This is a genomic window from Streptomyces sp. a15, from assembly GCF_059026085.1.
Genome location: NZ_JBWLKM010000165.1, coordinates 1 through 7,960, shown reverse-complemented (window position 1 = coordinate 7,960; position 7,960 = coordinate 1). Strand labels below are relative to the sequence as shown.

The window sequence follows — 7,960 nt, the reverse complement described above, 5'->3', positions numbered from 1 at the left end:
TTCGGAATGTCCCGGAGAACACCGTCCTGTTCGAGCGGATCGTCAACGTGCTCATCGACCTCCAGCCGGGCATCCGGCTGTGCTTCGCCACGGGTCCGGAGAACATGCTCGAGGCGCTGCAACGCTGGCTTGACCGCTAGGGCCTGTGTGATATCACGATCGTCTTCCTACCGGATCCGGTAGTAAGACGATCGTGACGCGCAGACAACACACCGATGAACAGTGGCAGTTGATCGAGCCGTTCCTACCGATAGGCGAGTACGGCCCGAACCCCGAGCGGCTGCGGGATCAGTTCGAGGGCGTGATCTGGAGGTTCAGGACAAGCGCGCAGCGGTGGGAGATGCAGGGAGAGCTCGGGGCCCTGGCCGACCGTCCATGGACGCTTCCGGTCTGGCGGAACGCTGGCGTTCACCGCCCTTGGAATGCCTGATCGCCGAAGCCGCCCGCCAGGGCAAGACAGACTCATCCCTGGTCAGCGTGGACTCCACGACCGCCCGCGCCCATCACGACGCCGCCGGAATGACCGTCGCCAAGGACGTCATGGAGGCTCTCGAGGAAGCCGCCGCCGAGCAGGAACGGGCTCGGCGAAAGGGGGCGGCGAGGCGGAACAGAACGGGCAGCACAGCGGAAACGAGCCCGAGCGTTGGAAGCGCCGACGCGTGCGCCGCCGACGCAGGCTCCGCCTGAAGCAAGCCCTGCTCGGCAGGTCCCGCGGCGGACTGACCAGCAAGACGTCACGCCTGCGTGCCGCCATCCACACCCTCGCCGACCTGGAGCTCGATCCCGGCGAGCTGCTCACGCGCCTCGACGGTCTCGTACAGCGCCTGGCCGGCGAGGCGCCCCCGGAGCACCGGGACACACTGAGCGCCCCCTGCCCGTACGCCGTCTACGACCCGGTCAGCCGTCAGTGTGCCGTCGCCAGTACCGGGCACTCTCTGCCGGTGGCCGTCCGCCCCGACGGCACCGAACAGGACATCCCGATCTCTCCAGGTCCACCGCTCGGCGTCGGCGGCATGCCGTTCGAGATCACCACGGTCACCCTGGAGTTCCGGCAGTACCCTCGCCCTGTACACCAAGGGTCTGGTGCGCTGCCAGGACCCCGACCTCGACGCCGGTCTACGCCGTCTGACGGACGCGCTCGCCTCGCACTGCCGTTTCGGTGTTCCCCTGGACGCGCTGGGCCGCTCCGTCCTCGCAGGCATCGGCGAACCGCCGGTCCGCGAGGACATCGCGCTGCTGCCGGCCCGTACGCGCGCCGTGCGGGGGCGAGAACACCGCGAGCTGGGCCTTCCCGGCCGACCCGACCGTCGTGGTTCAGGCATGGGAGGAGTTCACCCGCCAGCTGACCGCGTGGGGCTTCGACGACATCGCCTTCGCCACCGAACTCGTCGTCAGCGAACTGGTCACCAACGCCGTCCGATACGCCGGCTGCCCGGTCGGGCTGCGTCTCATCCGGGAGGACGTGCTGATCTGTGAGGTCGCTGACCCCAGCAACACCCAGCCACGGCTGCGGCGGGCAAGCCACACCGACGAGGGTGGCCGCGGCCTGTTCCTGATGGCGCAGTTGACCACGCGCTGGGGCTGTCGCTACGGGCAGACGAGCAAGACCATTTGGGTCGAACGCCCCTCACCGCGCAGGCGAGTCCGGTGATGTGGGAAACGCAGACCTTGGTTCCCTGAAGCGCGGACCTGCCGAGGGGCCGGAAGCGCGGCACGGGACAGTCAGGGCAGGACGGGTCGCGCCGCGCTTCCGGGGTCTGAGCCGCTCCTCAGGGCGGTAGCTCGCTGCTTAGGTGATCAGTCAATGACGTCTACACACTCGCCATGGCAGGGACGGTGCGTTGGCCGACCATGGATGAGTAACACGCGTGGTGCAGTTTTGTCCGGCCGCAAGAGCGGCTCGGGGTCGGCTGTTGCAGTCGGATTCGAAGTTGCCCACCGCTGACTTCCAGGCGCTGGTCCGCCTGACCGATGTACCCGAGGGACGGCAGCGGTTTCCGGATGTCGCCCACGCGCTGGAATTGGGGAAAGAGCCGGATGTCGCATCATCGCCCGGATGGCGAAGCGCGGGCTTGTGACGCGAGAAGACTCTCCCGAAGACGGGCGTGGCGCATTCGTGGTAATCACACCTGCGGGTCGGAAGGCGATCGAAGCGGCCGCTCCGCTCCCATGGCGAGGCGGTACGTTCGTTGTTCCTCGACCATGTCACCACCGCGGAGCCGACGACGCTGGCCCGGATCTCCGAGTGTGTGATCGAACGGCTGGACAAAGAACTGCTCTGACCGGGACACGGTCTCCAACCGCTGCAGGGGCGGCCGGGACGGTGCCCCAGGGGGCAGGCTCACATGGCCAATCCGAGGGTGACGGCGGTCGCCGCGGAGACCAGCGCGAGGATGATGGGGGCCATGGCGTTTCCGCGCGTGGCGGGGTCGGAGTAGTCGCCGACCTTGGCGTGGAAGCCCACCGCGCCGATCATCGTGATCCCGAAGCCGACGGCGGCCGCGATACCCAGAGGCTGCCAGAAGAGCCCCACGACCAGGCCCACGACCGCGGCGACCTCGGCCAGTCCTACGAAGCGGACCAGCCCAGCGCTCAGGCCCATGTGGGACTGGAGCCCCGCGGACACATCGCCCTTCAGCATTACCTTGGGCACACCGGCGGCCAGCGACACAAGGGCGAGCAGCACGCTGAGGACGGCGGCGGTGATGTACATGGGAGTGGTCCCTTCCAGGGTGGCCCGCGCCCCGGCCGGGGTTCGTAGACCATTGGTTGTTGCGTCAACGAGAATCGTCACCCAGGAACATAGGGAAACTGTGGTGATGTGTCAACTAAAACATGTCGTCTACTTGCTCGTGATCGCGAGTCGGTCGAACGCGTTGACGGTGATCGCCACCCAGGCGACCGCCGAGGTCTGGTCCTCGGTGTGCACCTGGCGCACAGCATCGCAGGCGAGTGCCTGGCGGTCGGTGTCCTGTGGGTCGGTCGTCGCCTCTGCCACCGATGCGCAATGGCGCGAACCGATCGCCAGGTCCCCGTGGCACAAGCACGTGCCTGCCCGCATCGAGGCCTTGCTGGACTGAGAAGGGCGCCGCTGGCCGACGTGTCGGGGCGCACGCTTCGCGTCGGTCCCTGGGGCTTCGCGCGGTGGGTGACCAATTTCGCTGTCCGAGAGTTCGCGAGCTTCGGATACATGTGGCTGGCCGTATTCGGGGGCTGCCTGGCGTGCCAGGCCCGCACTCCGATTTCGTGCCTGGTGATTCGGTGTCATCGGGGCCGGCATTGCCGAGCGCATGGACCAGAACACCGCTCAACTTTCCGGCCCGCAGCACCTCCAAGCAGCCCCACTGACCGGACGAGCCGAGCAGGAGTACGTCTTCGCCGCCGAGCGCATCGGCCTCTGCTTCCTGAAGACCTCCAGGGGAAGGCGGTTGTCATCGCCCCCGCGGCGGACGCGTTCCAGGCGGCATTCGACGTGCTCTGAGCATCTCCGTTCCGACAAGTGCGCTAGGTGCTCCCGTTCGGCCGATCGCGGCGGATCCGTAAGCGGATCACTGGTGTGGTGTGGTGGGGTGAGGTGACGGTGCCGTGGAAGATGTAGGCCCGTTTGATGCCTCTCTGGATGTCAACCGGCCGGGATGCTGTACCGCGCCGAGCGATCACACCGAAGGTCGCGGCCGTACGCGCGGGGGAGCGCCGACCACCTCACCCGCCCCGGCTAGGCCCTCGGCCTGAAGGCGGACACGCTGGTCACGTCGCTCGTACGGACCAGAACGAACCCCAGGTGCCGCCCTTCGAGCCGGAGGAGTACGCGCGCGTCGAGGCCGCCGCCGACATCGGCGCCAAGTCCCCCGAGGCCTTTCTCCGCGACGCGGCGCTCCCGGCCGCCGACGACCCGCTCCTCAAGGCCCTCGGCGAGACCCGCGACCGCGCCCCGCAGCTCGCCGGGGTCTTCGCCACCCAGGACACCCCGCGCAGCAGACACTGGCACCGCCGTGTGGCCTGAACGCGCCCATGGGCAGCCACGACCTGCACGAGAACCAGCACGGTCACGCGGCGCGAACCGGTTCCTCGCCCCGCAGGACCTTCTGCAGATCGCCCACACCCTCCCGGGCGATCCGGCCTGTCTCGTCCTGGGCGTCCTGGGCGCCGTCTGCGCTCGCGCCGCCCGGGTACAGGCCCACTTGAGTTCCAGCGATCGTCGTCCGTGCTGACGCGCACGAGCCCGATGAGGGCCAGTCGCCACCTCCCGTCCGTAAAACGTCCTGTCAGTGCAAAGCGAACCGCTAGCAGAGAGTGAACGGGAAAAGGAACGGCCGAAACGGGGCAGTCGGGGCGCCGGGTGGCTCGTCGTTCATGTTCGACAGACGTCTTCCGATCGTCACTCGGCGGCTAACCCTCCTCGCAGGCCGACCTTGGCGCCGGAGCACCACGGCTGATGCTGTCTCCAGCCTTCCGATGGGCAGTCGCTACTGGCCGTTCGATCCTCCTCAAAGCCCTTTCGGTTGCTCAGGCGAAGTCAGTTGGCGGGCTTGCCGAACCAGCGGGAGAGGTGGTCGTCCAGGTCCTGCTGATCGTCGCCGATCCAGGCGACGTGGCCGTCGGGGCGTAGCAGGACGCACGGAACATCCAGTACCGCAGCGGGATCCCCGAGGTAATCGACCCGGTCTGACCAGCCGCCGACGGTCAGGCGTTCGGTGCGGTCCAGCAGCAGGCCGCGGCCGCGATGCAGCAGAGCGTAGAGGTGGCCGTGTCTCACGTCGATGTCGGGCAGGCGGCGGCCGAGCAGGTCGGGGCCTTCGCCGAAGTCGTAGCGGATGCCGATCGCGGTGATCTTCTCGATCAGATAGCGGTTCACCTCGTCGAAGTCCATCAGTTCGGTGAGCAGCCTGCGCACGGCCTGCGGGCCCGGTTCGGTGGAGTGCAGTTCCATCTGGGCGCGGGTGTTGTCCAGCACGTCCTCGGCGACCGGATGGCGTTCCGCCTGGTAGGTGTCCAGCAGTGTTTTTGGCGCCCAGCCGCGGATTTGTGCGGCCAGTTTCCAGCCGAGGTTGAATGCGTCCTGAACGCCCAGGTTGAGGCCCTGTCCGCCGGTGGGTGGATGGATGTGTGCCGCATCGCCGGCCAGCAGCACCCGCCCGACCCGATAGCGTTCGGCCAGCCGGGTGGCATCCCCGAAGCGGGACAACCAGCGCGGGGAGTGCACGCCGAAGTCGGTTCCGGCGATGGTGCGCAGCTGTTGTTTGAAATCCTCGATGGTGGGCGGTTCCGCGCGATCGCTGACTCCCGCGGCGGGGACTACGACGCTGTATGCCCCTTCGCCGAAGGGCCTGAGCCAGAATCGCTTATTGGTCTCGCTGATTTCGCTCACCTTGGCCGCGACCTCCTCCTGCGGCACACCCACTTCCATCTCGCCCATCAGCGTCTCGGTCCGCGAGGGCTCACCGGGGAAGCCGACGCCGAGCAGTTTGCGCACCGTACTGCGCCCGCCGTCACAGCCGACGAGATAGCGCGAACGCAGCTGTTCGCCGTCGGCCAGCTCGACGGTCACACCCTCGTCGTCCTGCTCGAAATCGGCCACCGCACAACCGCGCCGGACCTGCGCACCCAGTTGGGTCGCATGCTCTTCGAGCAGGTGAACGATGACCGGTTGCGGGATGCCCAGCAGATAGGCGTGCGCGGAATCCAGGCCCTGGGGCGCGGGTTTGTTGATGGCGGCGAAGAATCCGCCGGCCGGACGCTGTCTTCCGTGTTCGCGAATACGATCCAGCAGTCCGCGCATTGCCATCAGCTCGAGACTGCGAATGTGCAGACCCACGATGCGGACGAACGACACGGGCTCGGTTTCCTTCTCCAGAACGAGTACCCGCACATCGTGCAGCCGCAGTTCGGCGGCCAGCATCGCGCCAGTCGGCCCGCACCCGGCAATGATCACGTCGAACAGGAGGGGCGCGCGATCGGGGCCGGAGGCCGACGACCGGAGTCCGGGGACGTCGCCCACAGTGAAGTCGCGCTCGACCGTATCGTTCGACGACGGCTCGGCGGTGAACTGCGGAGAGGGCATAGGTGTTGCCTTTCGAGAGTGCCTTGTTGGCGAGGCACTCCCGGCGACGCCTACGTCAGTCGCCCGACCGTGACGGGAAGGGGGAGCACCCACATCGATACAGCGTTCATGGGTCTCACCTCCTCGGGCGGTGTCACAGTCAACTGCAAGCTACAAGCCCGACATCACCCCGTCCAATCCTTTCCCAGCCACGTGATCACGACTCCAAACGGGCCCGTGCGGTTGCAGGGCGAATCCGGCGTGGCGGCCCGCTGTTCCCGGTCACGGTCACGGTCCCGGTCGACGATCTGATCCTGGCCGCCCCGAGGCGGACCGGATCTCGGAAGCCGCTGCGCGCTGGAACCGGAGGCGCTCGGCGAACGCGAGCGGCTGCGCGAGGCCCACGAGCACGGTGACCGGCCGCCCCGCGCAGAAAATGCCTTCCGCTTGGACCGACAGAACCCCTCGACAGGGTTCATCGTCCCAACTCAGAAGGACTTCCATATTTCGTCCCCGCGCCCCATCTCAACCGAAACGGCGAAGTTAGTCGCCGAGGATCCGCTCCCACAGCAGCCCGTCCCGCCAGCTCCCGTCGAGAAAGATCGACGAGTGCGCGACGCCGTACGGACTGAACCCGTTGCGGCGCAGCACCCGCTGCGATGGCAGATTCTCGAGATGGGTGGACGCCTCGGCGCGGTGCAACCCTAGTTCGTCCGTCATCACCCGGAGTGCAAGCCCGACGGCGTGCCCGGCGTGCCCTTGATTCTGGGCGACGCTGGCGATCCAGTATCCGACGGAGCCGCGGCGCAGGTGCGGCTGCGGCAGGATGCCTCCGATGGTGACCTGCCCGATCACCTGGTCGTCGGCGAGCACCACGCCCGGCCAGACCGCGCCAGCCCGGTATCCGGTCAGCAGGCTGTCGATCCGTTCCGCCTGGCCTTCCGGGGTGAAGAAGTCGGCCGGCTGGCCGGTTCCCACGGCCGGAAAGCCTCGACGTCCCGCACGCGATGCGCGGCGATCGGGGCGGCGTCGGTGGGCTCGATCAGGCGGATCCTGGTGCTGCTGCGCATGGGCTGATCCTGGTCGCGGTGCATCGAATGAGAGGCCAGCCTATGCGAGGGTCCACAAGTCCCACGGCTTGCTGTTCCTCGGGATCACCGACACCCGTGGTCGGCTGATCTGGATCTCCGTCGCCCTGCCCGGGCGGTCCTCCGAGATCACCTCCGCCCGCCACAACAACTTCACCCGCCATCTCCGCGAGGTCGGACTCGGTGCCATCGCCGACCTCGGCTTCACCGGCCTGGACGACGACCCCGCCAATGCAGTGATCATCACCGGCTTCAAGAGCGCCCGGACCAAGCCCCTCACCACGGCGAAGAAGCAGATCAACAAGTTGATCGCCGCCGAACGCGCCGCCTGCGAGCACCCTTCGCCCACCTGCAGAACTGGCGCATCCTGACCAAGCTCCGCCTCCACGCCAGGCACGCCACCACACTCCTGCCGGCCCTCCTCGTCCTGACCAACCTCGATCCCAACCGCTGACAGACGATCTACTCCGTAGACTGCCGCCCACCACCAGCCAGAGCAAGCCGAGAACCCGTCACACCGGCCCATTGACCTGAGGCTTCAAGTTGGCGGATGCAGAACTGTGCAGGCCGAAGTAGGCGAGCAATCGAAGCTGGACGAGCTCGGTCGGGCTGCGGGCGTCGCGCTCGATTCTCTGGGGGAGCGACTGCGGTGCGAGGCTTGCCGAGGGGGCTTCATACAGCTCAGCGCCGGTTCAGGTGAAGCCTGACTGCAGCCGGCCCAGCAGTCCATTCCGGGGGCGCTCCAGGCCGGAACCGGGGTGCAAACGGGGGAGTTACTTGGACTCTTCTTCCGGAAGGGGGCGGTTGTTGATCGCGTCGGTGATGGCGTAGG

Annotated in this window: 7 protein-coding genes and 3 pseudogenes; 5 read left to right on the top strand and 5 right to left on the bottom strand. The window is 67.6% G+C overall.

Annotated elements, in window-relative coordinates:
- The first annotated feature begins 193 nt into the window (after nucleotides 1–193).
- The 3 genes and pseudogenes from AC5P09_RS50715 (at nucleotide 194) to AC5P09_RS50705 (ending at nucleotide 2,282) form a co-directional block, all read left to right on the top strand.
- A pseudogene (locus AC5P09_RS50715) lies at nucleotides 194–1,346 on the top strand (SpoIIE family protein phosphatase).
- A complete protein-coding gene (locus AC5P09_RS50710; RefSeq protein WP_493880433.1) occupies nucleotides 1,310–1,651 on the top strand; it encodes an ATP-binding protein in 342 nt (113 codons plus the stop codon). The pseudogene AC5P09_RS50715 and the gene AC5P09_RS50710 overlap by 37 nt, the downstream one beginning before the upstream one ends.
- A 173-nt stretch (nucleotides 1,652–1,824) precedes the next feature.
- A pseudogene (locus AC5P09_RS50705) lies at nucleotides 1,825–2,282 on the top strand (MarR family winged helix-turn-helix transcriptional regulator).
- A gap of 59 nt (nucleotides 2,283–2,341) precedes the next feature.
- On the opposite strand, the gene AC5P09_RS50700 reads toward AC5P09_RS50705, so the two are convergent.
- Together AC5P09_RS50700 and AC5P09_RS50695 are read right to left on the bottom strand one after the other, a co-directional pair.
- Nucleotides 2,342–2,713, bottom strand: a complete 372-nt coding sequence (locus tag AC5P09_RS50700) for a DoxX family protein (protein ID WP_493880432.1) — start codon at nucleotides 2,711–2,713, stop codon at nucleotides 2,342–2,344.
- A gap of 129 nt (nucleotides 2,714–2,842) precedes the next feature.
- Nucleotides 2,843–2,998, bottom strand: a complete 156-nt coding sequence (locus AC5P09_RS50695) for a hypothetical protein (protein WP_493880431.1) — start codon at nucleotides 2,996–2,998, stop codon at nucleotides 2,843–2,845.
- 783 nt (nucleotides 2,999–3,781) lie between these two features.
- Here AC5P09_RS50695 and AC5P09_RS50690 point away from each other — a divergent pair.
- Nucleotides 3,782–4,003 carry a hypothetical protein gene (locus AC5P09_RS50690; RefSeq protein ID WP_493880430.1) on the top strand — a complete coding sequence of 74 codons (222 nt, stop codon included), beginning with the start codon at nucleotides 3,782–3,784 and terminating at the stop codon, nucleotides 4,001–4,003.
- Between the two features lie 43 nt (nucleotides 4,004–4,046).
- On the opposite strand, the gene AC5P09_RS50685 is transcribed toward AC5P09_RS50690, so the two are convergent.
- The 3 genes and pseudogenes from AC5P09_RS50685 to AC5P09_RS50675 form a co-directional block, all read right to left on the bottom strand.
- Nucleotides 4,047–4,181, bottom strand: a complete 135-nt coding sequence (locus AC5P09_RS50685; RefSeq protein WP_493880429.1) for a hypothetical protein — start codon at nucleotides 4,179–4,181, stop codon at nucleotides 4,047–4,049.
- 335 nt (nucleotides 4,182–4,516) lie between these two features.
- Nucleotides 4,517–6,061, bottom strand: a complete 1,545-nt coding sequence (gene rox, locus AC5P09_RS50680) for a rifampin monooxygenase (protein WP_493880428.1) — start codon at nucleotides 6,059–6,061, stop codon at nucleotides 4,517–4,519.
- Between the two features lie 522 nt (nucleotides 6,062–6,583).
- Nucleotides 6,584–7,110: pseudogene (locus AC5P09_RS50675) on the bottom strand (GNAT family N-acetyltransferase).
- Nucleotides 7,111–7,178: 68 nt separating this feature from the next.
- Here AC5P09_RS50675 and AC5P09_RS50670 point away from each other — a divergent pair.
- A complete protein-coding gene (locus tag AC5P09_RS50670) occupies nucleotides 7,179–7,499 on the top strand; it encodes a transposase family protein (protein ID WP_493880427.1) in 321 nt (106 codons plus the stop codon).
- Nucleotides 7,500–7,960 lie beyond the last annotated feature (461 nt).

Coding starts and splice junctions, on each gene's coding strand:
- AC5P09_RS50700 (WP_493880432.1), bottom strand. CDS start 2,713: ATGTACATCACCGCCGCCGTCCTCAGCGTGCTGCTCGCCCTTGTGTCG.
- rox (WP_493880428.1), bottom strand. CDS start 6,061: ATGCCCTCTCCGCAGTTCACCGCCGAGCCGTCGTCGAACGATACGGTC.